Genomic DNA, 26,442 nt, shown 5'->3' with positions numbered 1-26,442 from the left:
GCATTGACTCAGCGGGCCGAGAACCCGCGCATTACCTCGACGTTTCATTGATCCGTATTGAATGGAGGAGCGACCATGCCTGAAAATAATGCAAACCTGATTATCACCAACGTTCTGGAATCCTTGGAGTCAGCGCTTAAACAGGGTGACACCGCGGCGGCCGTCGCGTTGTTTCAACCGGAGTGCTACTGGCGCGATCTGGTTGCGTTCACCTGGAATATCAAAACCATGGAAGGCCGGGAGCAGATCGGCGCCATGCTCGACGCACAACTCGACGATATTAAGCCCACTAAGCTGAGGGTTGCTGAAAATGAAGCGCCGACCGAAGCCGGCGGCGTATCGCAGGCGTGGATCACCTTTGAAACGGAGGTCGCACGCGGGAGCGGCTTTATCCGCGTGAAGGACGGCCTGATCTGGACGTTGCTTACCACCATGGGCGAACTGAAAGGCCATGAAGAACCCAAAGGCAATCGCCGTCCGATGGGGGCGGAACATGGCGCCCGCATGGATCGAACGAGCTGGAAGGAGCGGCGCGAAGCCGAGGCGCAGGCGCTGGGTCGCGCGGAGCAGCCCTATTGTTTGATCGTGGGCGGAGGGCAGGGTGGGATTGGACTGGGCGCGCGTCTGCGCCAGCTGGGCGTGCCGACCATCATCGTCGATAAAAATCCACGTCCTGGCGATGCCTGGCGCAATCGCTACAAGTCACTGTGTCTGCATGATCCGGTCTGGTACGACCACATGCCTTACTTGCCGTTTCCGGATAACTGGCCGGTTTTTACGCCCAAGGACAAGATCGGCGACTGGCTTGAGATGTACACCAAGGTCATGGAGTTGAACTATTGGGGATCGACGAATTGCAAGTCCGCGCGATACGACGAAGCGGCGGCTGAATGGGTGGTCGAGGTTGAGCACGACGGCGAGACGCTGACGCTGCGGCCAAAGCAGCTCGTGCTTGCCACGGGCATGTCGGGCAAGCCGAATATCCCCTCATTCAAAGGCATGGATGCGTTCAAAGGCGAGCAGCATCATTCGTCGAAACATCCGGGACCGGACGCGTACAAGGGCAAGAAAGTGGTGGTGATCGGCGCGAACAATTCGTCGCATGATATCTGCGCGGCGTTGTGGGAAGCGGGCGTCGACGTGACGATGGTTCAGCGTTCGTCGACACATATCGTGAAGTCGGATTCGCTGATGGAACTGGCGCTCGGTGATCTCTATTCCGAGCGCGCGGTGTCCTCAGGCATGACGACGTCGAAAGCTGACATGACGTTTGCGTCGATCCCGTACAAAATCCTGCACACGTTTCAAAAGCCCGTATTCGACGCGATCCGAGAGCGCGACGCGGCGTTCTACGAGCGTCTGGAAAAGCGCGGTTTCATGCTCGACTTCGGCGATGACGACTCGGGGCTCTTCATGAAATATCTTCGGCGCGGATCGGGCTATTACATTGATGTTGGCGCAGCCGACCTGGTAGCGGACGGCAAGATCAAGTTGAAGAGCGGTGTCGATGTGGTTGAACTGAAGGAACACTCTGTCGTGCTAAGCGACGGCACCGAGCTCGAGGCGGATCTCGTCGTCTATGCCACCGGCTACGGATCAATGAACGGCTGGGCCGCCGATCTCATCTCGCGTGAAGTGGCGGATAAAGTGGGCAAAGTGTGGGGGCTGGGTTCGAATACGACGAAAGACCCCGGGCCGTGGGAAGGCGAGCAACGCAACATGTGGAAGCCCACGCGGCAGCCTGCCTTGTGGTTCCATGGCGGTAATCTGCATCAGTCGCGCCACTACTCCCAATATTTGTCCTTGCAATTGAAGGCGCGCATGGAGGGAATCGCGACGCCGGTTTATGGCCTGCAGGAAGTGCATCATCTTTCCTGACAAGCGGGTCGGGTAACGCCGCGCTCAGAATTCGTCTCGATGGAATGGCCTCTCAACGCGCGCTGACGCCCCCAACGGCGCAGCGCGCGTCAAGTAGCGGATGGGCATATCGCCGCTCGCGCGAAAGATTTTCTTTCGCCGTGGGCAAGATATCGTCGATGGTCGACGAACCCATGAGCCTGCATACTCCTTCCTCAGCGAACCCGGCCGGACGCAATCCACCCACACATAATCGACGAATTAGGGCAATGAATCTCAGAACCATAAGCTTGCTGGCAGTCACCGTTTGTGCGTGCGCCACCACGATCGTTAGCCATGCGGCAGACGATCAGCAGGACCAAGTCAGAAGCGCGGTAACCCGGGCTATACAACCGGTCATGTCGAAATACGGTATTGCCGGCATGGCGGTTGGCATCGTTGCGGGGGACCAGCACTACGTGTTCAACTATGGCTTGGCGTCGACGGAAACCAGAACACCGGTCACGGGCGACACCTTGTTCGAACTGGGTTCTGTCAGCAAGACGTTGACGGCGACGCTGACGTCCTATGCGCAGGTGAGCGGCTATCTATCCTTGTCGGATCCGTCGAGCAAATACCTCACTTCTCTGCGCAATAGCAAGTTCGGCAATGTCAGCCTCCTCGATCTGGGCACGCATACTCCCGGTGGGCTCCCATTGCAGGTGCCGGACAACATCCGCAATGACGATCAGTTGATGCAATACTTCAAGCAGTGGCAGCCCACGTATGCGCCGGGAACCTATCGGACCTATGCCAATCCCGGCATCGGCGCGCTCGGTCTGATAACGGCGAAGAGCATGGGGCAGGGTTTTAACGCGCTGATGGAAAAACATCTGTTTCCCGCGCTCGGCATGAAGAGTAGCTACATCAACGTTCCCGCTGCGAGGTTGACTGACTACGCTGAGGGCTACACGAAAGAAGGTGCGCCGATCAGAATGAGGCCCGGGGTGCTGTCCTCTGAAGCCTACGGCATCAAAACCACGGCCGCCGACATGACCCGCTTCCTGGAAGCCAACATGAATCTGATCCCGCTGGACCCGAAGTTCCAGCGCGCGATCGCCGATACGCACACCGGGTACTTCAAGGCAGGGGCGATGACTCAGGACCTGATATGGGAACAATATCCGTATCCCGTCCAGTTAAAGACGCTTCTGGACGGTAATTCGTCGGCGATGATCTTCAACGCAACGCCGGTTACCGAAATAGAACCGCCCCAGCCTCCTCGGGAAGACGTCTGGATCAATAAAACCGGCTCGACCAACGGCTTCGGCGCGTACGTGGCATTCATTCCGAAGAAGCGGCTGGGGATCGTCATCCTCGCCAACAAGAACTTCCCCATTGATGAACGCGTGACTGCCGCATACCGGATTCTCACTTCACTGGCCAACGACGAACGCTGAGCAGAACCCTCTTCGACGAAAAGCGCTGGCTGCCTTTTTCTTCTATCGGCCACCCGGAGCGTTCAGTCATTTTTGCTTGCTTCGCGCAACGAGCTCAAGATTTGCCGCGTGGTAACCGTTAAACTGGCATGAGATCGGCATCTTATGCGATTAACAGTCCGCGACAGCGCGTTGCGCAACGAAAATGGTTATGACACGCCCGCGATCCGAGACACGGACGCCCGACCTTGCCGTAGCGGGTTTATCCCCCAAACGGGCCGCCCTGCCTCAACCGCGTATCGTCGAACGGTTGCGCGCATCGGCGTATCTGTCGAAGGGGGCGGCCTTGCTCGTCGCACTGGCGGTGACCGCGCTCGCGTTCCTGGCCAGCCGAGGCTTGCGAGCCATGACCGGGCAAGTTGCGCCGATGTGGCTCAGCAACGCCATACTGCTCGCCCAGCTGATCGTCGCGGCGCGGGGACAACGGCGCTGGGTGTTCTGCGGCGGCGCACTGGGCGACTTCACCGCGAATCTGCTGATAGGACGCAGCCTGCCTGCGTCCCTCTCGTTCATGTCGGCGGATATGCTTCAGGTCGCCATTGCGTTCGTGTTTGCTCCGCGTGCGACAACGGCGGCCGAGTTGATCCGGCCCAAACCGCTGCTCAAATTCCTGTTCGGCGGCGTGCTGCTTGCTCCCGTCGCGTCAGGGCTTTGGGCGACGCTGTCGCTGCAAGGCAAAATCGGCCATTTTCTGCTGCCTACGCTAGTACCCTGGTTCATCTCCGATGGGTTGAGCCTCATCATCATCACGCCCGTTGCGGTGGTGTTCTGGAACGGTGAGGTTGCGCGGGTTCTGCGCGGCGGCGGTCGCGTCAAGACCTGCGCGCTACTAGCGTTGGTGGGCGTCGTCACGACTTGCATATTCGGTTTACAGCAGGGCGTTCCCTTGTTGTACTGGACACTTCCGCCACTTGTGTTGCTTGCCTTTCAGGCCGAGATTGCGGGCGTCCTGTTGGGCTTGCTGCAGTGTCTCGCGATCAGTCTATGGTTTACGGCACACGGGTCCGGCCCGCTATCGGCCTATCCGTTCGAGAGCATGCAGCATCGCGTTTTCGCTTTGCAGCTGTTTTTTGTGGCCGCACTCGGTGTGGCGTTGCCGATCAGTGCGATCCAGATGCAACGCAACCGCATGATTGCGCTCCTTCGCGACGGCGAGCAACGTTACCGGACGTTGGCGGAGAACGCCACGGACGTGGTGATGAGCATGCAGCTCGACGGCACGCTGACGTACGTGTCCCCGCGCGCGTTCACGACGTGGGGCTGCGTGCCCGAGCAGCTGATCGGCCTGCAGTACGCAGATCTCGTCGATCCGGCCGACCGTGGCGCATTGATGGCGATGATCGAGCAGGTGGTGGCCGGCTCGAGCGAAACATCGCAGATCAGCCGTTTTCCACGCGGAAGCAGGCCGCTATGGATAGAAACCCACATGCGTCCGATGATCGATCCGCTGTCCGGCACACTAAAAGGACTCACCGCGACGGCTCGGGACGTGACGGAACAAAGGGCTATCGAGCAACGCCACGCCGATGAGCGTCGCGAGCTGGAGGGCCTCGCGTTCCGGGACAGTCTCACGGGACTATTCAACCGCCGCTACTTCGATCGCGAACTCAAGCTGCGCTGTCTGCAGGGTCCGCATATCAGAACGTATATAGCTGTCGTCATGATCGACGTCGACAATTACAAAAGCTATAACGACCACTTCGGGCATCAGAAAGGCGACGAATGCCTGCGGACCATCGCGCACTCGATATCGTCTTCCACCGCAAGTCGCACCGACATGGCGGCCCGCTACGGCGGTGAGGAATTCGCCTTGATTCTCGGGGCCGACGAAGCGGATGAGGCACGCGCAGTCGCCGAACAAATCCGCGAGGACGTGGAAAAGCTACGGCTTCCCCATCCGCCGAGCGCCTCGGGCATCGTCACCATCAGCCTCGGTGTTTGCGTGCAGCGCAACGACAAGTGCGGCGACGGAAGCAGCGTGTTAGCCGGCGCGGACAGGGCGCTGTATTCGGCAAAACGGCTGGGCCGCAACCGCACGTGTGTGGCCTGATGGCGTGATCACGAATCGTGGCGCCCGTAACATTCAGTGCGATAGCGCGGATCGCTAAGCGGCGACGCCTTCGCCGGGCGGCGCGGCGCACACCACGCCGCGCTCATCGGCTTCGTGCGTCGTCGCATCGGCCGGCGTGGCCATGCTCGCCAACGGCAAGCGCACCATAAACTCCGAGCCGCTGCCCGGGCCGTCGGAGAACGCTTCAACTGTGCCGCCAAGGCTCGCGACAATATCGCGAACCACCGACAACCCGAGCCCGAAACCGCTCACGCCCATCGCGCAACCCGCGAGCCCGCGCTCGTAGGGCTTGAAGATGCTTGCCAGTTCGCCGGGCGCGATGCCGATCCCGTTGTCGCGCACGCTGATATAGCAGTAACGTCCGGCGCGAGACGCCGCCACCTTGACGGTATCCGCAGCCGCCGAGTACTTCAGCGCATTCACCATCAGGTTGACGAACACTTGCGTCAGCTTGCAGAAGTCGCCCTGCACCCGCAGCGGCACATTGCTTTGCGTCAGATGAATGGGCGCATGACCCGGCACGCCCGCTTCGGCAATCTGAACGCAGTGGGCGATCAGATCGTCGACATCCACCTGCGAAGGATGCTCGGTTCGCGTGTCGGGTAACGCGTACGACGACGCCTCGAGCACCGGTTCATGCGAACTCGCGAGCTGATCCTGAGCCGGCGTCATCAGCTGCTGGGCCAACTGACCCAGCAGGTTTGCTTGCCGCGAGAGCAGCAGTGCGAACCGCTTCAATTGGTCGTCATGGCCATACTGAGTGTTCAGCAGACGGGCGAGCAGACCCAGCGGCGTGATTGCATTGCGGATCTCGTGGCCGATCATCGGACCGATGGGCGATTCGTTTGCTTCATCGTAAGGCCTGGCACCCACGGGCGCGATCCGCGGAGTCGTCGCGTGTGGCGGCGCGGCTTGTGCGCGCGGAAGGCCGATGCGTTCGCCATGCGGCGGCTCGATCGTCGCATCGTGCAAGCGCTCGATTTCGCGCGTCTGCGCGGAGCGAAGCTGTTGCACGCAGTACGTGCACAAACCGATGATCGGCTGCGCCGCGAGCTTCTGCTTCAGCGTTGCTTCATAGTCGAGCAGCGCGGCCCAATCGGTGTTTTCGTTGCAGACGGCGTCGCCCGCCACCCGCAGCCCTTCGAAGCCGCGTCCCAGCGCGTCGTTGATCGCCGCCGACCACAAGCTTACCGTGGCGCCGCCGTTGAAGCCGCTCCTCGGCCGCGCGTAGAACTGCGCGCCGTCGAGAATCTGCAACTGGCCTGAGTCGATAAAACCCGCGAGGGCAGGCGCGGTCCGCGTGAGCATATAGCGGGCTTTGTCCGGTCCCAGTAACGCGGGCGCAACCCACACGCCCACTTCATGATTCGCGAGTCCGGCATGGAGGAATTCCGCGGTGACGCCAAGCAATTCACTACGCGATTCGTAGAAGTGACACAGATGGGTGCCCCACGAGATGGGCCCAAGTGCGGAAAAACCGCTTTCACGAATTCCGGTGGTCATCGTTTCCCTAAAAATGCGTGGGTCTGGAACCACAGTCGCGCTAAGTTGAAGCCATGCCCCGCGCGCTCACATATGAATGTCGCGGCACCTCACGCGAAGGTCCGGCGATCCTGAAGGACAGGCCTCAGAACGGTCGCGCACAGGCTCGATGTGCGGGGATTCAGGTGGTGTTGAAAGTACGCGACGGAGATTTCAGAAAGAATAGATATTTTCCCTAGGCATGTTTTTTAATTGGAAAACGGCTATTCGTCATACGTACGTAAAATTCGATCGTTAGGAGACGCAATGACTGGTGCCAGGCAATTAGCCGGTAACGTCAGACAAATAGACGGCGCGTGCGCGCCACGCCCTGACCCTCTGCATAACGAAAAAACTCACACGCATACCTCAGCCGGAAATCTCGTTGCGCGAGAGGTTTGGCACTCATGTTTGCGTAATGCGATCACTCTGACGGCAGGCTGTCGTGCCGCCGCCTTGACGATGACCTTTTGAGAGAAATGAGATTGAATAGCCTATGTTTTTGGCCTCATTTCTCCCATTTGTCCGTGTCATGCCGCGCCTAACATCGGTTCGTGTTGACGGCTCTATATTTGCCGATTTCTAAGTGCGCAAACGTTTGAATTATGGGCTGATTGCGTTCCATGAACGCGCATGGATCAGGATGCGGCCGCGCCTTCAACACTTGAACAAAAGTCCGTCTCATCGCTCTCCGACGCGACGCGGTTCTTTTGGCACTTATACAAAGTCCACCTCAAATACGGAGTTCTCATGCTGCAATTTATGAAGTTACTGTCACGCGACGAGCGCGGCGTTAGTGCGCTCGAATATGCGGTGCTCGCCGGGATCGTGGTCATTGCGGTGGTGGCGGCCGGCGCAATCTTCAGTGGCTCTGGCGGCTTGCCTACGCTGTTCTCGAATATGGTCACGAAAGTGACCAACGCGCAAAACGGCTCATAAACCCTCCATAAGTGCTGGGCCGCGCGGACACACTGATGCCCTGACGCCCCGATGGGCGTCGGGCATCCGCCGGACAGCCGCCTATCACGGAGAAGGCACCTCATGCTGTACGCAGTGAAATCTGCCACGTGTCTCGTGTTGGGCGCGCTGGCGGTGCACGACCTCCGCGCCCGGCGCTTACCCAACCGTAGCGTGTTGCTCGTTGCCTGTATGTATGGGCTCGATGCCGCCATCGCCGGTGCGAGTGTCGCCTCGCTGGGAGCCCACCTGGCGGCTGCCGTCGCTGCCTTTGCATTGTTCGCCGTGCTATTTCGATGCGGATGGCTGGGCGGCGGCGACGTCAAGCTGGCCGCCGCAGTTTTCCTGTGGGCTGGACCCACGTTCGCGTGGCCTGTGTTTTTCATCGTGTCTTCATGTGGTCTGGTCCTCGCGCTGACCATGCTGACCATCGATCTGTGCCGAAGCCGCTCGACGGGCGTCCGGTTGGCATCGGTGCAGCCTGTGCCCATGCGCGGCATGCCATATGGTGTCCCGCTTGCGCTTGGCGGCATGGCGGCCGTCTGGCTGCCCGTGCTGAACGCGCTGTAGTTAATTTGTCGGACTCCTTGACGCGACCATGCCCAGCCTATTGAAAACCGTCATTCTTGTGATTTGCGCGGCCGTCGGGGCGGTTACTTTCCGCGCGCTGTTTATCGCGGCATCGCAGCCAGGTCCGGCGCGTCCCCCTGTAACGGATCGCGTGCGGGTCGCGGCCGTTGACCTGCCCGAAGGCATGCTGTTGCGCGACAGCGACCTCGCCTGGAAAGACCTGCCCCACAAGCAAGTACCGCCGGAGGCGCTCGTCAAAAACCCAGGCGGCGCGGGCGACGGCGAGGACTTGAAAGGAGATGTGCTGCGTCATGCCGTCAAAGGCGGCACGCCGTTAGGCATCGCCGATGTCATTACCCCTAACGCGCCGGGTTTTCTCGCCGCGGCGTTGAAGCCGGGAATGCGTGCCACCTCAGTCGCGATCGACGACGTATCCGGCAACGCGGGCCTCATCCAGCCCGGAGACTACGTGGACGTGCTGCTGACCCAGCAGCTCGGCGGCCCGGCCGGCACACCAGGCGCCATGGCTCGGGCAGTCGAGAGCGAGACGGTGGTCAGCCGGGTCCGCGTTCTCGCAGTCGGTTCGGTTTTCCAGCGACCCAAGCCGGACGCGGCAGACGCGAATACGCGGGCGCGCACCGTCACGTTCGAAGTGTCGCCGCATACCGCGCAGGTGATCGCCGTCGCGACGCACCTGGGTTCGCTTTCACTTGCACTGCGCAGCTTTGCGACGAGCGATCGCAATCCGTCCGTGAGCGGCACCGACGCGCTCCCTCAAACGCCGCCCGTGTGGGCCGGCGACGTTTCGCGCGCATTGTCGGGCGGGCGGGTCGCCATGCGCGTCGCCACAGCGCCGTCCGCGCCGCACCCGGTGATCGTCTACCGCGGTTCGAAAGTATCGGACGTGTCGGAGAATTCACATACGCCGGGTGGCACGGGCGTGGCCGGACTGCCGCCGCTGCCGCCGGGTCCGCCGACGACGATCGCTGGGCAAGGCACATTGTCAGAGCAGCCCACTACTCAACGCTGAAGCAATGGGCCGCGGGTATCGCGGCCCCTGTTCGACAGGAAGGATCCATGTTGCATTGTGTCTATTCGGTGACCCGCTTGCGGTTGATGATCGCATTCGGACTGTGGATCGCGCTGACCCATGGCGCGTTCGCGGCGAGCGTCGATCCGTCCATGTCGATCGCCGCCGGCGGCGGGGAAATGCTGCATCTGCCCGAACCCGCTGTTGCGGTGTTCGTCGCCGATCCGGATGTCGCGGACGTGCACGTGCCGACCTCGCAAACCGTATTCGTGTTCGGCAAGAAGGCCGGCACCACGACGCTGTTCGCACTCGGCGCGAACAATCGCACCATCCTGCGCGAAACCGTGGTGGTGAGCGTCGACACGCTTTCCATGCAGCGCATGCTCGATGCGCGCTTTCCTCGCTTTCAGCTGAAAGTGACGTCCGCGCCGGGCTCGCTGATGGTGACCGGGCGCGTGCCGGACGCCGCCGACGCCGACGCTGTCATGCAGTCCCTCAATCCCTATCTTCACGACAAGGAAACGCTCGTCAACCGGCTGACGCTCACGCGGCCAATCCAGGTTAATTTGCGCGTGCGTATCACCGAGGTGGACCGCAACGTCACGCAGCAGCTCGGGATCAACTGGAGTGCGCTCGGCCAGAGCGGGAATTTTATCGGCGGCCTGTTCAATGGCCGCGCGATAACGGGCGGGACGACCTTTCCGTCACCAGCGACGGTTCTTCCGTCAATGGCCGGAACGATCCTTTCCTCAACGGGGGCGTACTCGATCCTCGGCGCGTTCCACGCAGGCAAATGGGCCATTGACGGCGTACTCGACGCCCTCGATCAGGAAGGGTTGATCACCATGCTCGCGGAACCCAACCTCACGGCGATGTCCGGCGAGACAGCCAGCTTTCTTGCGGGCGGCGAATTCCCGATTCCGGTTCCGCAGGGCCAGAACAATGCGATCACAGTCCAGTTCAAGCCTTACGGCGTGTCGCTCGATTTCACGCCCACGGTGCTCGCGGATAACCGGATCAGCCTGAAAGTGCGTCCGGAAGTCAGCGAGATCGATCCAACCAACAGCGTGGTGATCGACAGCATCAAGATCCCCGCGCTTACCGTGCGCCGTGTCGAGACGACAGTCGAATTGGCGAGCGGACAAAGCTTCGCGATTGGCGGCTTGCTGCAAAGCAATACCAGTGACGTGCTTTCGGAACTCCCGGGTCTGGCGCGTCTGCCGGTGTTAGGCAAACTGTTCTCATCGAAGAACTACCTGAACAACAAGTCCGAGGTGGTGGTCATCGTCACCCCTTACATCGTGCAGCCCACGGACCCGGGCCGGCTGCGTCAACCGCTTGATACCGTGACCCAGCCGGGCAGCGACATTGAGTATGTGCTGCACAGCAAGCTGGGACTGGACCCCCTGTCGGGCAATGTGCCGCGCCTGGTTGGTGCCGCGGGCTTCGTCTACTGATTTATGGGAAATTCCGCCATGTTCCTTCGATTGATCAGTATTGGATTGCTGCCGCTCCTGCTGTCTGGATGCATGTCCGCCCACCCGCCACTCGGTCTGCCCGACGCATCGATCATTGGATTCGACGGCCGCGCGGCCATGGCGCCGAACTGCGCCACGCTGGTTCAGCCGTCGCACCTGACCGACGCGGGAGTGGAGCGCCCGGGCATGCCGTTCGGCTGCGCGACTTATACGAATCTCGCGGTCATGCTCGCGCGGCCGGCTGATCTCGTCGATCCGGTCCCATACGGCGGCGCCGATGCCGCAACCGCGGCGGGCGCCGTTCGCCGTTTCCACGAAGGCCGCGTGCAGCAGCCAAACGCCACGTCGACCACGACGCAATTGACTCACTGACGGGCACGATCCGCCATGAACGCCCTGAAAATTCTTCGTCCCACGATCCCCGCCGCAGCACGCGTGGCGGATTTGCTCGCCGTCTTCTCCGACGCCAGCAGCGTCGACGCCGTCAAGAGCCTGATCGTCGATCAGGCGATTCCCGACGCGCACGCGCAGATCGGCGGCATCGACGATGCGATCCTGCTTCTGCAGGAACTCGAACGGCCACCTCGCCAACTACTCGTCGATGTCTCCGGGTCCGAGATGCCGCTATCGGACCTCGCGCGTCTGGCCGACGTGTGTGCGCCATCGGTCACGGTGGTGGTCATCGGCGATCGCAACGACGTGGGTCTGTTTCGGAGTCTGCTGGAGATCGGAATCCAGGACTACCTCGTCAAGCCGGTAACCGCGGAACTGTTGCGGCGCGCGCTGGCGGGCCGGGATGCCTCAGCCCAGGCGCGTACGGGCAAGGTGATCAGCTTCGTCGGCGCAAGAGGCGGCGTGGGCTTGACGACGATTGCTGTTTCTCTCGCGCGCCATCTCACCGATAAAACGCTCAGACACGTGGTCTACGTCGACCTGAACCTGCACGGCGGAGCGGCCGATTCGATGCTGGGGGTGCGCAGCAGCAACGGCTTGCCCCAGTTGCTGCAGGACGCGCGCGAAGTCGATGTCCAGTCGCTCGATCGCGCGCTGGCGGGGGTTGACGATCGCCTCTTCACGTTGTCGTCCGAACTCCCCTATGACGCCGAGTTCGCGATACGTCCGGGCGCGATCGCCGGCATGATCAACACGCTCAAGCGCCGCTTCCACTATGTCCTGGTCGATCTGCCGGACCGCGGCGGCCGCATGGTGGAAGAGGCGCTCGATGCGTCCCAGGTGGCCTGCATTGTGGCGGATCCTTCTGTCTATGCGGCGCGCGAATGCATGCGCCTGCTACGGTTTGCCGGGGAGCGCTCAGGCGATCCGGTCGTGTCGCTGCTGCTGAACAATCCGCTCGAACCCGTCGCGGGGCGCGTGCAGCCGGCTGACTTCAAACGCGCGCTCGGGCGCGGCGTACTGCACGAATTGCCTTACGACCCGAAGACGCTGGCCCGGGCGGAAAACCTCGGCGAGCCGGTGGTCGATCGCAAAAGACAACCCGGGTTCGCCGCCGCGATCGAACGCATTTCGAACGACCTCACCGGCCGCGAGTCTCCGCCGCCGGTTCCCTGGTATGTACGACTGAGCAAGTTCGGGAGGTCCGCATAATGTTCGGCGCCAGGAAACACGTTCCCGAGTCTCTTCCCCGCACCGACGCGGGGGCGACGCAATCCGCGACGCCCCCGCCGGCGCCGGTGCATCCTCGCACGCCGGTCGATGGACACGAGGCGCTGATCCGTTCGGACAACTTCAAGAAAATCCGCGCGATGGTCTTTGCATCCATGAACATGTCTGCGGCGCTGATGAAGACCCGCGACCAGGTGCGCGCCGGTGTCGAGGAAATCGCGGTGGAGGCGGTGGCGCGCGAACAGCTGAACGTCGCGCCCACGGAACAGGCCTTGATTGTCAGCGAAATCCTCAACGACATGTTTGGTGTCGGGCCCATCGAACCGCTTCTGGCCGACGACACGGTGACGGATATCCTGGTCAATGGCCCCGATCAGGTCTATGCCGAGCGGCACGGCCGCCTTGAACTGACGCCGCTGAAGTTCCGCGATAACGCGCATGTGATCAACGTCGCGCAGCGTATCGCGGCGGCGGTAGGCCGACGCGTCGATGAAAGCAGCCCGATGGTGGACGCGCGGCTCGCCGACGGCAGCCGGGTCAACGTTGTGTTGCCGCCCATCGCGCTGCGCGGCGCATCGATCTCGATTCGCAAGTTCTCGAGGCGCAATATCACGCTTGCCCGCATGGCCCAGCAGGGCAACATGTCGCCGGAGATGGTCCGCGTGCTGAAAATTGCCAGTGCATGCCGCCTCAATATCATCATCTCCGGCGGGACAGGCTCGGGCAAGACGACCTTGCTCAACGCACTGTCGCATCACATCGACGAGCACGAACGTATCGTGACCATCGAGGACGCCGCGGAACTGCAACTGCAACAGCCGCACGTGGTAAGCCTCGAAACGCGCCCGGAAAACAGCGAGGGGCTCGGCGCGGTGTCGCAGCGAGACCTGGTGCGCAATGCGTTGCGGATGCGGCCGGACCGCATCATTCTGGGTGAAACACGCGGCGCCGAGGCGTTCGACGTGCTTCAGGCGATGAACACAGGCCACGACGGCTCGATGACGACCATTCACGCGAACACGCCGCGTGACGCGGTCACCCGCCTCGAAAGCATGGTGATGATGGCGAACGGGAATCTGCCGCTGATGGCCATTCGGCGCCAGATCGCGAGCGCCGTTCATCTGATCCTGCAAATCGAACGCATGCGCGACGGCGTGCGCCGCGTCACGCGCGTGACCGAGCTGGCCGGCATGGAAGGCGATGTGATCATCACGCAGGATCTGTTTGCATTCCGCTACGACGCAAGCGCCTACCAGGAAGACGTCAAGGGCACATTTGAATCCTCGTCGCTGCGACCGGTGTTCGCCACGCGCGCTGCTTACTATGGGGTTGAAGCGGCACTCATGGAGGCGCTGCGGCCATGACCCCGGCGGACATCGTCGCAGCGGGCGCGTTTGTCGCGATCGTGCTGGCAGGCATGCTGATCTCGTCGTTGCGCGATCTGGCACGCCGTCGACCCCGGCGCCTCATTCAGGACCGGATGACCCAGCTTCACCGGATGCGCGTGGCAAGCCTTCAGCCCGAGACCGCGGATGCGAGCGGCGAGCTGTTCGAACGGCCAAAAGACTATGGCATGTTCCAGACGTGGTTCCAGCGACGCGTGCAACGGATCAAGGCAGTCAGTGGGGCGAGCGGTATTCGCCTTGTATGCGGGGGCTTTATTGTCAGCGCGTTGATTGCGGCTGTCGTGGTGCGGTTCGCACCGCTTCCGGGGTGGTCGTATCCGTTCATCTATCTGGGTACACCCCTCATCGCGGTCAGGCTCACGTACCGCGTTCTGATCGCGCGCTTTCGCACGCGGTTTCTCCAGGTGTTTCCTGACACGCTCGATCTCATCATCCGCGCGGTGCGCGCCGGTATCCCGGTCGTGCAGGCGATCAGCACCGCGGGGCAGGAAGCGGAAGAACCGGTTCGTTCGGCTTTCCGGACGATGGGCGACAGCCTGCTGTTGGGTGCCGACCTGAAAGAAGTGCTCGACAAAGCGGTCGGACACCTGCAGATCGCCGATTTTTCTTTTTTCGCGGTCTGCTTGCTGTTGCAACGTGAAACGGGCGGGAATCTCGGAGAAACCCTCGAGAACCTCTCAACCATCATTCGCACCCGCCGGGACATTCGCCTGAAAACCCGAGCGCTGACAGCGGAGGGACGCATTGCGAGCAAGATTATCTCGGCGGTGCCATTCGTCATCACCGGCTTCCTGTATGTGGTCAACCGGCCGTACGTCGATTTGCTATTCCACACGCGCGCCGGCCACAAGATGCTGACGCTGGCCACGGTGCTTCTCGTCGTCGGCCTCTCGATGATTCAAAAAATCTCCCGGCTGGACACATCGCGATGAATTTCATGAACACCGATACGGCTCGCGATCTGGCGCTGCTGTTCCTGTTGTGCGGCGGACTGCTGCTCGCGTTTAAATGGCCGCGGGGCGCCCGTCATCGCATCGCGCATCGCGCGCGTCACGCGGCGATGCGCGCGGACGCGCAGCACGCGTTGCGCACGGACGAACAGGTGGCGGACCTCTGGCAACGGCTCCTGAAGCGCTTCGCGTCGCTGGGCGAACGCGTGCCGTTGGGAGATTCGGCGCAGCGCACCAAGCTGGGCGAGCAACTGGTCCGGGCCGGCTTTCGCGAGCGCAAGGCGATCTCGGTCATGATAGGCATCAAACTTCTGGTCGGCGCCCTGTTGGCGCTGGCGGCCATTGTTCTGGGTCCGTTCGTGCCGCGAATCGGCGAGTATTTTGTGTTTCGCGCGTTGATGATGGGCGGCATGTTCATTGTCGGGATGATACTGCCGGAGTTCGCACTGGGTTCCATGATCAGCCGCCGACAGAAGGCAATCGCTTCGGGTCTGCCCGATGCGCTCGACCTGCTGGTGATTTGCACCAATGCCGGCAACAGTCTTGTGGTGGGCGTGAAGCGCGTGGCCCGCGAACTGAAGACGATCTGTCCGCCGCTCGCCGACGAGTTTGCCACCACCGGCGACGAGTTGCAGATCGGCGGCGATAGTGCTGTCGCGCTGCGCAACCTCGCGGCACGGATCGGCCTGCCGTCGGTGCGCGCGCTCGTCACCACCCTGGTTCAGTCACAACAATACGGCACGCCCATTACCCAATCGCTGCGCATGCTGTCACGAGCCGAGCGGACCGCGCAGATGATGGCGCTCGAGGAAAAGGCCGCGAAACTCGCGACCAAGATGACGCTGCCCATGATGCTGTTCATTCTGCCCACGGTCGGCCTGATTGCGGCCGGTCCCGCGGTGATTCGCCTGATAGCGGTCTTCAAATGAAAAATCTTGCAAACCTCCGGCATACCCTTGCGATCTCGCTGCTGCTCGGCAGTGGTCTGCTGACCGGCTGCGTCAGCGGAGGGAGCTTCAACCCCCGGCCCATCTCCTCGCAACGCAACACGCCCGGAGCGAGCGACCTGCGCATCGCGGAGAGTGCGTTGCAGGCCGGCGACTTCGAACTCGCCGCCACGCTATTCGAACGCACCCTCGCGGCGCACCCCGGCTCGCTCGATGCTCAGCTGGGCCTGGGCGACGCCATGTATCAGGCCGGCGACCTGGAGCGCGCGCGCGCGCTTTACCAGCAGGCAGCGTTGCAGACGCCAGTGCGGCCGGCCGCGCAACTCGGTCTCGCGCGGGTCGCGCTGCGGCAGCGCCGGCTTGGCGATGCAACGGCACTATACCGTGGGCTGCTCACCGCTCAGCCTGACAATCCGGTGGTCTGCGAGGGCCTCGGCACCGTGCTGGACCTGCAGGGCCGCCATGCCGACGCGCAAGCGGTCTATCGCGCGGCGCTGGCGGTCCATCCGGAAGTACAAGGCTTGCGTGTGAATCTCGGCCTCTCGCTCGTTCTCGACAACAAGCCACGCGAAGCCGCGAATACCCTGCTCGACGTCGCGGGCCTGCCGGACGCTCCGATTCAGGCGCGCCAGAATCTCGCCCTTGCGTATGGCCTGCTGGGGAATGCCGATGCCGCGAAGAGAATTCTGCTCGCCGACCTTCCGCCTTCTACGGCGGAAGATGACCTGCGCTTTTATCAGGTGCTGCGCGACAGGTTTGCCAGCTACAGCGCAGGGGCAACGCATGCCGATCCAGCGGCCACGGCGGCCACGGCGACGACAGTGACAGGCGTCGCCCCCCTCACCATCGGGATGCCGAAATGAATTCGCATGCCGCCGGCGCCAAACGATCGGGTGCCCGAGGAGGGGCGCCTCGCGCGACGCGTGTCGGCGAGCGCGGAGCGGTCGCACTCGAGTTCGTGCTGGTCTTTCCGTTCCTCATGCTGGTGTTGTTCGGCATTATCGACGTCAGCCTCCTGCTGTGCGACAAGGCGGTCATCACCAATGCCTGTCGGGAGGCGACCCGCGCCGGTGTGGTTGTGCGCATTCCACAATTGTCGCCTAGCCAGATTAGCAATGTCGCGCTGAACTACATGCAAAAAAATCTGGTGACGGGTGGCACGGCGACAACGCCCACCGTCACCGTGGACCAATCCGGCGGCACGTCTCCCGGCAACCCGTTGACGGTCACGGTCAGTTATCAATATCAGGGCCTCGTTCTCGGCTCGGCCTTCAGTTCACTGACCGGCCCCGTCACGCTGACGGCCAAAACCGTAATGGGCTACGAGTGAGACCAGCCCGATCCCACGGTGCCGCGCTCTCCCGGAATCGGGAACCTCGGCGGGTAAGCGGGCAACACGGCTCTATCGCACTCCTCTTTCTGCTGTTCCTCGTCGTCTTGCTGAGCTTCGGTGCTTTCGCCGTCGACCTCGCACGGGTGAGCGTGGCGCGCAACGAACTGCAAAACGACGCGGACGCCGCGGCTCTCGCCGGCGCGTCCGCGTTATTGGCCACCACCAGCAGCGGGCCGAACTGGGCGCTCGCGAAAACCGCTGCCAGCAACGGCGTCTTGTTGAACCGCTCCGACGGCCAAACGCTGAAAGCGGGCACGATTCTGACCGGCTATTGGAACCTGTCCGGCAGTCCGGCAGGGCTTCAGTCAACGACGATTTCGCCGGGCATCGACGATGCGCCCGCTGTGCAAGTTTCCGTGACGCGCTCGGTCAACCAGAACGGAGGCGCGATCGCCCTGTTTCTTGGCGGGTTGTTGAACCTGGTGAGTGCGCCCGGCAGCGCCACAGCGGTCGCGGTGGCAGCCGCGCCCGGCACGATCGGCTCGGGTGGGCTATTTCCGGTGGTATTGGACCAATGCATCTTCGACCAATACTGGAATGCGACGACCAATCAACCGATGATCGATCCATCGACAGGCCAGCCCTACGAATTCCGGATCACCAACGGCCAGGTCTACGGCAGCGTGTGCTCGGGCGGGCAGTGGACGTCGTTCCTGACCAACGCGAACAATGTGCCGACCATCAGGACACTGATTTCGAACGGCAATCCGTCGCCGTTGAGCATTGGCGACAGCATCTGGATCGAACCCGGCGCGAAAACGACGCTCTACAACTCGGTGCCGCTCGACATCACGGTCGTCATGCCTGTCGCGACCCAGATCAATAGCAAGACGTACGTTCCCATCGTCGCTTTCGCTGCGTTCCACATCGATGCGTCCGTGGGGGGCAGCGGCAAATACATTCAGGGGCACTTCGTCGGCGGTTACAGAATCCCTTCCTCCGCATCCGGCGTGGGGCCCAATTACGGCGCGTACGTCACGCCGCGGCTCGCGCAGTGACCTGAGCGCGCGCCTCACCTCTCCAGTTCGCGTTGGGTCCGCTCGGGCAGGGCATCGCCAATGGGTTCGGCATGTCGTCGCCGAAGCAAAGCGGCTTCTGTGAATCAGCAAGGCGATGAGCATGCGGAAGGTCGCCTTTCTCGACCGCGCCGCACGCGCGCATGGATATTCCCGGTAGCACGGTGGTAATCTTCCCCCGCTGCGGGCATGTCGCACGACGGCTGGATCCGGCTGATACCGTCGCCGCCGTCCAGCGATTCCCGCACGCCTGAAGCGCTCCTCCGTTAGCTAATCCGTTCAATCAGCCAACGTTAAACCGGCCGGGGCGGCATTTTCCGCACCGGCATCCAACATCGACCGAAAAAGTGATCATGACGAGTTCCATCTACAGCGCATCCGTCCCAGTTTTCAAGCAAATGCTGACTGCAATGTCCGAGGTGCTGAAGAAAGCCGAAGCACACGTCACCGAAAAGAATATCGATCCGAACGCGCTGCTGCAGGCGCGCCTGTTCCCGGACATGTTCCCCCTCGTGCGCCAGGTGCAGATCGCCGCTGATTTCGCCAAGGGCATCAGCTCGCGGCTGGCCGGTGTGGACGTGCCCTCGTGGCCCGACACCGAAGTCACGTTTGCCGACCTGCAAGCGCTTATCGCCAAGGCATTGGCCTACATCGGTACGCTCGACGCCGCCCAATTCGACGGTAGCGAGAGCAGGGAAATCGTCCTGCGCCCGGGCACGCCGAAAGAGAAGAAGCTGGTCGGCAGCGCCTATCTGCAAAACTACGGCCTGCCGCAGTTTTTCTTCCACGTCACGACGGCTTACGCGATTCTGCGCCATAACGGCGTCGATATCGGCAAGCGCGACTATATGGGCGCTTACTGATCGTTGGCGCGGGGGCCGGGCAGGCCCCTCGTTGGTGGTTCTCGTTCCGGGCGAACAGAGAGATTACGGAAACGCAGGAATGGTCGGATCCGTTCCCTGGATATCTGCCTCCGCGTGGTGAAGCTTGATCATCTTCTCAATCTCCTCCACGCGATCGTGCGAGACGTCGATCATCATCAGCAGTTCCCCCCGCTCGACTGCGTGTTCGAAGCGCCTCAACCGGGTACTCGGCACATCGATACCGATCATGGTGGCCGTCCAGGCACCGAAGCCTGCGCCCGCGAGCGTGATCGCTACAACAGCGCCGCCCGCAATGGTCAGACCCGCAGGCGGAAAGACCAATGCAACCAGCCCAGCCAGCATTCCCGTCGCGCAACCCGCCGCCGTGCCACGTGCGAGCGCAGGCAGCAAGTCGCTGCGCTGCACAAGCGTGGCTTCCGGCAAATCGTCGAGCCGCACATTATGGTTGGCTATAACGTGGATATGACGCCACTCGATCCGCTGCAACAGAAGTTCGTCCACAATCATCCGCGCACATTGCGCGTTCGGTAGCAGAAAATATATGCGTCTCATGGCGACCTCTCCGACGGTGAATCAGGGAACATCCTGACCCGTGAAAACATTCTTGCGCGGATCAAGCGCAGGAACAAGTGGGAACGTTCGCAGACAGAAATGGGTAGAGATCTGCCGTGCGTGCGAGCGCGCCGTGTGTGCCCACCACCGCGGCGGCACGCAAAACGAGTGGCCGGGAAATCGTGGATCGCTCATTGGTCGGTGGGCTCGGTTGTCGCTATTCCGCTTGCCTGCGGAAACGCCTCCACGAAAGCAGCAACGGCACGCATATCGTGTTCCGACATGTTTGTGCAGACCGCCTTCATAGGTGCGCCGCGAGGCCTGTCGTCGCTGTGCTGGAAGATCAATAACTGCTTCTCGATGTAGTCGGCATGCTGACCGGCAAGGCGCGGAAACGGGCCCGCCCCCTCGCCGCGCTGACCATGACAGGAAACGCATGCGACCACGCCTTTGTCCGAAAGACCGGAAGTATAAATTTTCTGCCCTTCGTCGATGAGCATGGGATCGCCGGGCTCACCCAGAATCGCGTGTTGGCTCGCGAAATACGTGGCTATCTCTTCGATTTGCCCGTCGCTCAAATGAGTGAAGCCCCACATGAATCGTTTGGCGTTGGGGTCGACCCGGCTATGAGTCTTGAAGTCCGCCAGTTGATTCATCAGGTATTCTCGCTGCTGCCCCGCCAGTTTGGGAAAGGTGGGCGACACCGAAACGCCGTTCACGCCATGGCAGTTCGAGCACACTTGCAAGGCGATCGTCTTTCCGGCGACAGCGGGGTTGTCGACCGATCGGGACCGCTCGATGTCGTGACAAGCCGATCCGACAAGCAGCATCCCGAGAGAGATGAGTTGCGCTACTTTTTTCATGTCACGAGCCTCCAACTGCCGTTACCGCTTTGGGGACCGACGCCGCTGCATGACAAGACACTGCGCGATCCATTCACCGTTAAACGACTCGCCCGCGCTTTTATTCCGTGAGTCTGAAGGATCCCTTCAGGTGACGAAAAATCGGTCGAGACCGGGCAAGCCAATAATGTCGAAGCACGTGTCACCAGGACGCCGCCCAGACGTATAGAAACAGCGTGTCGTTGTCTCTTGCGTGGCGCCCATTACCGTCGTAGTTAGTCGTGACGCCAAGGTATTTGGTGAAATGCGTGTACTGCAAGCCAATCCGAACGTACTGCACCGGGATCCAGAAAATCTCGGGCGTCCAGCCTTGCGTGTTAGGGGAGAAGTTCGCGCTGCCGCCGTACGCCGCGCTGTCGGGGCTGCCCGTTGTATTGAAGAAGGACAGACTTATTCCGTACTTCGACTGATAGACGTACGATGCCTTAAGCCGCAGCGTGTTCAGATTTCCCGACGTGCTATCGCCTAAAACCAGATTGTCAGGGTCATGGATGTTCTCTCGAACATAGCGCGCTTGTGCGGTGATCGTGTGCGGCTCCAGCAGGTACTCATACTGTGCATCCAGGCCATAGTCGCGATAGCGGGTCACACCCTGGTCGAATATGGGGAGCGCGTTTGAGTCGTTGGGATAGACGTTCACGTTCAAGGCGAACATGCCGAACATGACGCTATGTGGCCCCCAGTCGTGAGTCAGGGCGATGCGCGCGTATGGGTTATAGCCGCGCAGATAGATCTGCGGGTGGGCCAGGTCCCCGGGCTTGTTGCCATGACTCAGGAACGACCAGATGCCGTCGGCGGTGCTGTAGGCCGTCAACTCCGCGTAAATCGTTTTGTTCCAGTACAGGTAGCCGCCCATGCCTACGACCTGCTGGGCCAATCCTCCCTCAATGATCGGCAGGTTCTGGATGCGCGCAACCGGGCTGATCGACGAGGAAATATAGGGGTAGCTCCAGGCCGGCGCGCTATTCCAGACGTCCTGCACGGTCGGATTGTTGTGGAGGGTCAGGCCAAGCACAACGTCGTTGGCATCCCCGATGATCCTGTCCACGTAGCGGAAGTCGGTGTTGTCCGATCCCCAGTGACCCTGCCATCGGCCGTTGGCGTCCTGGTGATCGTAATTCGAATACGTGAACTGTGAGAAGCCGCCAATCTTGTCGGTTATTTTCCCCGCGAGGAAAATGCTGGCCGCATCGAATATCGGCAGGCCATCTTTGGGATTGATGGGCATCCCGTTTGAGTCGAGGTTGTTCCTTGTTTTGCTCAGATCGGCAGTCGCCATAGCGGCGATCGGAATAGTGCGTTCGCCAAAGGTATAACCGTTTAACTTGAACTGTCGCCCATAGGGTGTAAGTTCGGGAAATTGGCCACCGGCGTGACAGGCCACGCAACTTTGCCCCGTCTGGCGCGCGAATATGGGCAACGCGAGGGCGGCAGAAGCCTGCAGCAAACAGAGCGCTGCCAGCCCGGCGATCCAGGCGCGGCGAAGCATACAAGAGAACGTCCGGTTGCCGGCAAGAGCGTCCGTCATAATCGTTTCTCCTTCTGCGCTGTCACACCGAGTCGCACTCTTCCTTAACAAGACGGGGCTGCTCGCTGCACGGCGTCATTAACGACAACAGGGCTTTCACGCAATTTCATTCTGTGCACGCATGACTCAGATTTGTATGGGTTAGCCTCCTATTGATGCGGTAGGTCAAACGATCGACGTTTCGCTTGAGCAGTCTTGTTGGCCTGCCATGGAAAAGTGAATTTCCGGCGCAGTCGTGAAGAGACGTTTTGTTCCTGATGGTGGGGGAGGCCGGACTTACAGCTTGCCGTAGCTATGCAGCCCCGACAGGAACATATTGACGCCGAGGAACGCGAAGGTCGTCACCAGCAGGCCGGTCAGCGCCCACCATGCCGCGACTGCGCCGCGCAGCCCCTTCATCAGGCGCATATGCAGCCAGGCCGCGTAGTTCAGCCACACGATGAGCGCCCACGTTTCCTTCGGGTCCCAGCTCCAGTAACCGCCCCAGGCTTCCGCCGCCCATAGCGCACCGAGGATCGTTGCGATCGTGAAGAACGCGAAACCGACGGCGATCGACTTGTACATCAGGTCGTCGAGCACGTCGAGCGACGGCAGGCGGTCCGCCAGCACGCCGCGCTCTTTTGCCAGATACGCGACGCCGACCATCGCCGACAGCGCAAAACTGCCATAGCCGATGAAGTTCGCCGGCACGTGGATCTTCATCCACCAGCTTTGCAGCGCGGGAACCAGCGGCTGGATCTGCTGCGCGTCGCGGGAGACCGAATACCACATCAGGAAGCCGACCGCCGCGCTGATCACCAGCAGCACGAATGCGCCCAGTGCGCGGGTGTTGTAGTGCTGCTCGTAGTACAAATAGAGCAGCGCGGTGATCAGGCTGAACAGCACGAACACTTCATACAGGTTCGAGATTGGAATATGGCCGACGTCCGCGCCGATCAGGTACGACTCGTACCAGCGCACCATCAGACCGACGAAGCCCATCACCACTGCGGCCCATGTCATCTTCGAACCGATCGCGGCGCCGGTCGGCGAGCGCGACAGCAAGCCGATCCAGTAGAACACTGTAGCGAACACGAAAAGCGCGCACATCCACAGAATCGCCGACTGGCTCGACAGGAAATACTTCAGAAAGAACGCGCTATCCGCGCGCGTCAGATCGCCGTGGTAAATCTGAATCGCCAACAGCGACAGTGCCGCGATGCCGACCATCAGCGGACGCACCGGCTTCCAGCGCCAGCCGAGCACGACGAACACCGGCACGGCGCAGCACAGCACCAGCTTGTCGTAGTAATTCATGAACGGGTGATAGCGCGACAGCGCGAACCCCGCGCCCGCGACCATCGCCAGCGCAAACAGCCAGTCAGTGATGCCGAGGCGCTTCAGGAACGGGCGTTCGTCGAACAGATCGGAATCAGCCGCAGAACCGGGACCGATTTTGGGGCGAGCGGAAGAAGCGTGAGTCAGTTCCATGATCTCACCAAGTGGAGTATTGCGGGTCAGCGGATGTCGGCGCCGGTCATACCTCCGCTTAACTGCAGTGTGCAGGCAAGCGACAAAGCACGGTATGGGTCAATACTCTCCCGCGTGGGTAGGGAACTCCACCCAGGCCTGAGAAGGGCATAGGCCGAGGTCGTCATCGACGTCGCGACGGGCCCAGGCGCCCAGAGACCCGGATTGAATTGCCAGTGTCAAACAAAAGCCGCCTACTAAAGTGGACGCGCGGCGCAACGGAAAGACATACCCGTTCTTCCCAACACCTTTGTAGGGCATCTACCCATCGGAGCCGTGGACGGCGCACGCGATAATCGTCTGCATCACACTAATCGTTCGGCAACTCCGTCAAGGTCATGCCTCGTCTTTTCCATTGGAAGATTGGCGGCATTCTCAGATTGCTTGCAATCGCGATGGCAACGCTCGCACCGACAGTTTCGCAAACCCTCTCGGCCGATCAACGTTTCGATCTGATTTCGAGTACCTTCTGTTCCGCTCGAAATACTCCTGATGCTGAGGCACCCGACAAGCTATCCATCCAGAGAATCCAGGACCTTCCAGCTGATAGCCGACATGCGGAAAACACTGTACACGTCCGCTATCCCATGGATAGAATCCTGAAAATTTTTTGACTACCATGAAGCTGCGCATCCGCAAACACACTGTCGCATGGCTTGGCCTCATCGCCATGTGGCTTGTGGTTTTCGCGCCGCTCGTGAGTCAGTTGATCGTTGCGTCCCGTGCCGATGTGCCGGTCGGTGCCATTTGTTCGGCAGTCGACAGTGACGCTCCCGCTGCACACCATGTGTCCCCGAACCCGCTCGCGGCGTGCGGGTATTGCGATCTAATCGCTCACCAAGTACCGGCTCCGAGCGTCCCTCCGGCAGGCCTTTTTGCCAGAATACTGCTGGCGGATGCGCAAGTATCGGCACCGCCCCCGTTTGTCCCTTACGCCGCCGCGTTTCCATCGGGCCGGCCTCGCGATCCTCCCGTTCTTTCCTAGCCGTCGTTTTCGCCGACTGCCGCTTCAGCTTGCTTGGTGATCAGGCCGTGGCCGCAGTCGGTCGTCTCAGGGAAACACGCACGTCCTTCCACCTGAGGAGGGTGGACGACGCGCATCCGTATCAAGCGGAGAGGAAACCATGTCTACTAACCAGAACGCCCTGTTGCGCGCTACGCTGCCCTTTGTCATGAGCGTGATCTTGCCCACTATGGCGCATGCATGTGCCACTTGCGGCTGCTCGTTGAGTACCGACGCAGCGATGGGTTATTCCGCAGCCCCGGGCTGGCGAATCAACATCGAATACGACTTCATTAACCAGAACCAGTTGCGCCGCGGTACCGGCTCAGTGTCGAACACGCAGCCGGCCAGCATCAATGACGCGGGCGGTAGCCAGGAGGTGGAGCGCCAGACGATCAATCGATACATCAATCTCGGCATCAGCTATAGCCCCAGCGCGAGCTGGAACTTCAGTGCTCTCATTCCCTACATTTACCGCAGTCACACGACGTACGGCAACGCGACTACCGACCAGCTCACTCCCGACAATCTGAGCGGCGCAACCAGCAAAGGCCTGGGCGACATCAAGCTCATCGGCAGCTATCAGGGCTTTCTGCCGACGCATAATCTTGGCTTGCAACTTGGTGTCAAGTTACCCACGGGGCGGTATGGCGGTCAGAACGTCAACACGGGCGCAACTGTTGGACACAACCCGGTGTTCTTCTCGAATGGCCCCAATATGGCTTCGGGCCAGGCGCTCGACACCAGCTTGCAGCCCGGTACCGGTAGTACGGACCTGATTGTCGGCGCCTACTATTACCAGGCGATCAGCCAGAATTTCGACGCGTTCGTTAACGGCCAATTCCAGTCCGCAATCGTCGAAAATCTCGATCATGCCGGCGCGACGTACCGCCCCGGAAATCTGGCCAGTGTTAGCGTCGGCCTGCGCTACGAGGCGAGCCCGAAGTGGGTTCCGCAGTTGCAGGTCAACGTGACCCGCAAGAGCCATGACCAGGGAACGCTAGCGGATACGGCTAACACGGCGGGAACCGTCATTTATCTCAGCCCCGGCATCACCGTCAACGTATGGAAAAACCTGGAAGTGTATGGCTTCGTACAGCGCGCGATATACAGCAAGCTTGACGGGTATCAGTTGTTTCCGCGCTGGACGGGTAACGTGGGGATGAGCTATGCGTTCTGACGCACCGCGCGCGCCGCTGGCGCATGAAGACCTCGCGTCCTCGATATTGACGGCGCGGCGGACGTGGTTGCGTACCGTGCTTGGATTGTCTCTTGGGGCGGCGACCGGGTTGGGCTACCCTTTGGCGACCCACGCCGGCACGCTGGCCGTTGGTCAACCCGCTCCTCCCCTCGTGCTTCATACACTGGATGGCCGGAGCATCAGCACGGCTGATCTGCTCGGCAAAGTGGTGATTCTGACTTTCTGGGCCACCTGGTGTGAGCCGTGCCGTGAGGAACTGCCTCTTTTGTCCGCCTACGCCGCGCGCAACGCAGATCGGGGTCTGTACGTGCTTGGATTCAGTCTGGATGGAGCCGACGAACTGTCCGCGGTGCGCGAGGTTGCCGCTGGTTTGAGCTTTCCGGTGGGATTGCTGGGCAGCGCGTGGGCGGGCGACTATGGGCGCATGTGGCGCATTCCGGTGAGCTTCACGATCGGACGAACGGGGCTCCTGGCGGACAACGGGTGGGACGACAAATATCCCGTTTGGACATCCGAGCGCCTGCAACGCGTTGTCATGCCGCTTCTGAGGTAATGGAGGCCCAAAC

The 26,442-nt window shown here is 61.3% G+C and carries 24 protein-coding genes; 19 read left to right on the top strand and 5 right to left on the bottom strand.

What is annotated here, in order from left to right; all coding sequences use genetic code 11:
• Positions 1–75: 75 nt before the first annotated feature.
• From ACAX43_RS17380 to ACAX43_RS17370, 3 genes are all read left to right on the top strand, one after another.
• Positions 76–1,878, top strand: a complete 1,803-nt coding sequence (locus tag ACAX43_RS17380; protein ID WP_370709640.1) for an NAD(P)/FAD-dependent oxidoreductase — start codon at positions 76–78, stop codon at positions 1,876–1,878.
• 239 nt (positions 1,879–2,117) lie between these two features.
• Positions 2,118–3,296, top strand: coding sequence for a class C beta-lactamase (ampC, locus tag ACAX43_RS17375; RefSeq protein ID WP_370709715.1), 1,179 nt, complete (start codon positions 2,118–2,120; stop codon positions 3,294–3,296).
• 190 nt (positions 3,297–3,486) lie between these two features.
• Positions 3,487–5,385 (top strand): diguanylate cyclase, encoded by a 1,899-nt coding sequence (locus ACAX43_RS17370; RefSeq protein WP_370709639.1) that lies wholly within the window; start codon positions 3,487–3,489, stop codon positions 5,383–5,385.
• A gap of 54 nt (positions 5,386–5,439) precedes the next feature.
• On the opposite strand, the gene ACAX43_RS17365 is transcribed toward ACAX43_RS17370, so the two are convergent.
• Positions 5,440–6,909, bottom strand: coding sequence for an MEDS domain-containing protein (locus tag ACAX43_RS17365; protein WP_370709638.1), 1,470 nt, complete (start codon positions 6,907–6,909; stop codon positions 5,440–5,442).
• A 768-nt stretch (positions 6,910–7,677) separates the two neighbouring features.
• Between ACAX43_RS17365 and ACAX43_RS17360 the strand changes: the two genes are divergently transcribed.
• The 13 genes from ACAX43_RS17360 (at position 7,678) to ACAX43_RS17300 (ending at position 19,160) form a co-directional block, all read left to right on the top strand.
• Complete coding sequence (locus ACAX43_RS17360; protein ID WP_370709714.1) at positions 7,678–7,866, top strand: Flp family type IVb pilin; 189 nt, start codon at positions 7,678–7,680, stop codon at positions 7,864–7,866.
• A 102-nt stretch (positions 7,867–7,968) separates the two neighbouring features.
• Positions 7,969–8,454: a prepilin peptidase gene (locus tag ACAX43_RS17355; RefSeq protein ID WP_370709637.1), complete on the top strand. Its 486-nt coding sequence runs from the start codon at positions 7,969–7,971 to the stop codon at positions 8,452–8,454.
• A 28-nt stretch (positions 8,455–8,482) separates the two neighbouring features.
• The gene (gene cpaB / locus ACAX43_RS17350; protein ID WP_370709636.1) at positions 8,483–9,484 is read left to right on the top strand and encodes a Flp pilus assembly protein CpaB; all 1,002 of its coding nucleotides are present in this window, start codon (positions 8,483–8,485) and stop codon (positions 9,482–9,484) included.
• A gap of 47 nt (positions 9,485–9,531) precedes the next feature.
• The gene (locus tag ACAX43_RS17345; protein WP_370709635.1) at positions 9,532–10,941 is read left to right on the top strand and encodes a type II and III secretion system protein family protein; all 1,410 of its coding nucleotides are present in this window, start codon (positions 9,532–9,534) and stop codon (positions 10,939–10,941) included.
• Positions 10,942–10,959: 18 nt separating this feature from the next.
• The gene (locus ACAX43_RS17340) at positions 10,960–11,334 is read left to right on the top strand and encodes a CpaD family pilus assembly lipoprotein (RefSeq protein ID WP_370709634.1); all 375 of its coding nucleotides are present in this window, start codon (positions 10,960–10,962) and stop codon (positions 11,332–11,334) included.
• A gap of 15 nt (positions 11,335–11,349) precedes the next feature.
• Positions 11,350–12,567 (top strand): CpaE family protein, encoded by a 1,218-nt coding sequence (locus ACAX43_RS17335; RefSeq protein WP_370709633.1) that lies wholly within the window; start codon positions 11,350–11,352, stop codon positions 12,565–12,567.
• Entirely contained in the window at positions 12,567–13,949 is a 1,383-nt protein-coding gene (locus ACAX43_RS17330; protein WP_370709632.1) for a CpaF family protein, read from the top strand. The genes ACAX43_RS17335 and ACAX43_RS17330 overlap by 1 nt, the downstream gene beginning before the upstream one ends.
• Positions 13,946–14,923 (top strand): type II secretion system F family protein, encoded by a 978-nt coding sequence (locus ACAX43_RS17325; RefSeq protein ID WP_370709631.1) that lies wholly within the window; start codon positions 13,946–13,948, stop codon positions 14,921–14,923. The genes ACAX43_RS17330 and ACAX43_RS17325 overlap by 4 nt, the downstream gene beginning before the upstream one ends.
• Positions 14,920–15,870, top strand: coding sequence for a type II secretion system F family protein (locus ACAX43_RS17320; protein ID WP_370709630.1), 951 nt, complete (start codon positions 14,920–14,922; stop codon positions 15,868–15,870). Before ACAX43_RS17325 ends, ACAX43_RS17320 begins: the two co-directional genes overlap by 4 nt.
• Positions 15,867–16,751, top strand: coding sequence for a tetratricopeptide repeat protein (locus ACAX43_RS17315; RefSeq protein WP_370709629.1), 885 nt, complete (start codon positions 15,867–15,869; stop codon positions 16,749–16,751). Before ACAX43_RS17320 ends, ACAX43_RS17315 begins: the two co-directional genes overlap by 4 nt.
• Positions 16,748–17,218: a TadE/TadG family type IV pilus assembly protein gene (locus ACAX43_RS17310; RefSeq protein WP_370709628.1), complete on the top strand. Its 471-nt coding sequence runs from the start codon at positions 16,748–16,750 to the stop codon at positions 17,216–17,218. Before ACAX43_RS17315 ends, ACAX43_RS17310 begins: the two co-directional genes overlap by 4 nt.
• On the top strand, positions 17,215–18,279 hold the full coding sequence (locus tag ACAX43_RS17305) for a pilus assembly protein TadG-related protein (RefSeq protein WP_370709627.1): 1,065 nt from the start codon (positions 17,215–17,217) through the stop codon (positions 18,277–18,279). Before ACAX43_RS17310 ends, ACAX43_RS17305 begins: the two co-directional genes overlap by 4 nt.
• Positions 18,280–18,650: 371 nt before the next feature.
• Positions 18,651–19,160, top strand: coding sequence for a DUF1993 family protein (locus ACAX43_RS17300; protein WP_370709626.1), 510 nt, complete (start codon positions 18,651–18,653; stop codon positions 19,158–19,160).
• Between the two features lie 63 nt (positions 19,161–19,223).
• Here ACAX43_RS17300 and ACAX43_RS17295 read toward each other — a convergent pair whose 3' ends face one another.
• From ACAX43_RS17295 to ccsB, 4 genes are all read right to left on the bottom strand, one after another.
• Positions 19,224–19,733, bottom strand: a complete 510-nt coding sequence (locus tag ACAX43_RS17295) for a DUF1269 domain-containing protein (protein WP_370709625.1) — start codon at positions 19,731–19,733, stop codon at positions 19,224–19,226.
• A 191-nt stretch (positions 19,734–19,924) separates the two neighbouring features.
• A complete protein-coding gene (locus tag ACAX43_RS17290) occupies positions 19,925–20,596 on the bottom strand; it encodes a cytochrome c (RefSeq protein WP_370709624.1) in 672 nt (223 codons plus the stop codon).
• A gap of 181 nt (positions 20,597–20,777) precedes the next feature.
• Positions 20,778–22,163: a cytochrome C gene (locus ACAX43_RS17285; RefSeq protein WP_370709623.1), complete on the bottom strand. Its 1,386-nt coding sequence runs from the start codon at positions 22,161–22,163 to the stop codon at positions 20,778–20,780.
• Between the two features lie 276 nt (positions 22,164–22,439).
• Positions 22,440–23,633, bottom strand: a complete 1,194-nt coding sequence (gene ccsB, locus ACAX43_RS17280) for a c-type cytochrome biogenesis protein CcsB (protein WP_370709622.1) — start codon at positions 23,631–23,633, stop codon at positions 22,440–22,442.
• Positions 23,634–24,291: 658 nt separating this feature from the next.
• Here ccsB and ACAX43_RS17275 point away from each other — a divergent pair.
• From ACAX43_RS17275 to ACAX43_RS17265, 3 genes are all read left to right on the top strand, one after another.
• Positions 24,292–24,657: a DUF2946 domain-containing protein gene (locus tag ACAX43_RS17275; protein WP_370709621.1), complete on the top strand. Its 366-nt coding sequence runs from the start codon at positions 24,292–24,294 to the stop codon at positions 24,655–24,657.
• Positions 24,658–24,796: 139 nt separating this feature from the next.
• A complete protein-coding gene (locus ACAX43_RS17270; protein WP_370709620.1) occupies positions 24,797–25,855 on the top strand; it encodes a transporter in 1,059 nt (352 codons plus the stop codon).
• Entirely contained in the window at positions 25,845–26,429 is a 585-nt protein-coding gene (locus tag ACAX43_RS17265) for a TlpA disulfide reductase family protein (protein ID WP_370709619.1), read from the top strand. Before ACAX43_RS17270 ends, ACAX43_RS17265 begins: the two co-directional genes overlap by 11 nt.
• Positions 26,430–26,442 lie beyond the last annotated feature (13 nt).

Origin of the sequence: Paraburkholderia sp. IW21 (assembly GCF_041321145.1) — a bacterium.
GTDB lineage: Bacteria > Pseudomonadota > Gammaproteobacteria > Burkholderiales > Burkholderiaceae > Paraburkholderia.
This window is presented reverse-complemented; position numbering and strand designations above follow the sequence as displayed.